This is a genomic window from Halolamina salina (genome assembly GCF_042678005.1).
In the GTDB taxonomy this organism is placed as follows: Archaea; Halobacteriota; Halobacteria; order Halobacteriales; family Haloferacaceae; genus Halolamina; species Halolamina salina.
In genome coordinates, this window is the sequence record NZ_JBHUDH010000079.1 from 3,591 (window position 1) to 4,606 (window position 1,016).

Genomic DNA, 1,016 nt, shown 5'->3' on the forward strand with positions numbered 1-1,016 from the left:
TGGAGTCGCTCCGGACGCGACTCTCGACCGTCGACGACTCCGTCGAGGGGGAGGGACTCCCCGGCGAACTGGCGTCGTTCGTGACGCGCCGAACGGCGGGGATCCGGTCGCGGATCGACGCGGCGGTCGAGGCGGACGTGGAGACGGCGTCGTAGCTCGGAGGCTCGGGGCACGTCGGGGCGGAAAACGGGCGCCGTCGCCGGGATCGTCCCCGTCCCCGAGTGAGACAGCCTTTTTGCTCCCTGCCGCCAAGCCCGAGTATGGACTCGGCGGTACTGCTGAACCTCCTGGGCAACGAGAACCGCCGGCGCATCCTGCGGTTACTCTCGCATAAGTCCTGTTACGTCACGGAGATCAGCGAGTACCTCGGCGTGAGCCCGAAGGCCGTCATCGACCACCTGCGGAAGCTGGAGGAGGCCGGGCTGGTCGAGAGCCACACCGACGACCAGCGGCGGAAGTACTTCCACATCGCCCGCGCGGTCCGGCTGGAGGTGAGCGTCTCGCCGCACAGCTTCGGCGCCAAGAGCGCCTACCCCGCCAGCCGCGGCCTCGACATGACCGGTCGCTGCTCGCATCTGGACATCGACATCGACGACCGACCCGAGGGCGACGGGCTGGAGGGGCTGGCCAAGGAGTTCGACCGGCTTCAGAGCCTCGAACGCGAGCTCTCGCTGGCTCAGCGCTGGGTCGACGGTCGGTTGAACGAGGTGCTCGACCGGCTCAACGGCCACATCGGCGCCGAGGCCGACTCGCGGTTCTACGCCGCGGTGCTGTCGGCGGTCGTCACGACCGACGGCTCGCTCCGGGCGATCACGGAGGCAGTCGACGCCGACGCGGCCGCCGTCGAGGACGCGCTGGAGCAGTTGACCGAACGCGGGCTGCTGCGCGAGGTCGACGAAGCGGGCGAGTGGGAGTTGGCTTAGCGGATTTCCGTCGACGAGGAGTCCGACAGCAACAGTAGTTCGAGGTGTTTTGTGTAGAGGATGCTACCGACAGCAACAGCAGCTCGATGCTTG

The 1,016-nt window shown here is 68.2% G+C and carries 1 protein-coding gene; it reads left to right on the forward strand.

The genetic code is table 11. The features are described from left to right. The first annotated feature begins 260 nt into the window (after positions 1-260). On the forward strand, positions 261-923 hold the full coding sequence (locus ACFR9S_RS08150) for an ArsR/SmtB family transcription factor (protein WP_379732988.1): 663 nt from the start codon (positions 261-263) through the stop codon (positions 921-923). Positions 924-1,016 lie beyond the last annotated feature (93 nt).

Bases quoted from the DNA above. Each gene is read 5' to 3' on its own strand.
- ACFR9S_RS08150 (WP_379732988.1), top strand. From the start codon at position 261: ATGGACTCGGCGGTACTGCTGAACCTCCTGGGCAACGAGAACCGCCGG.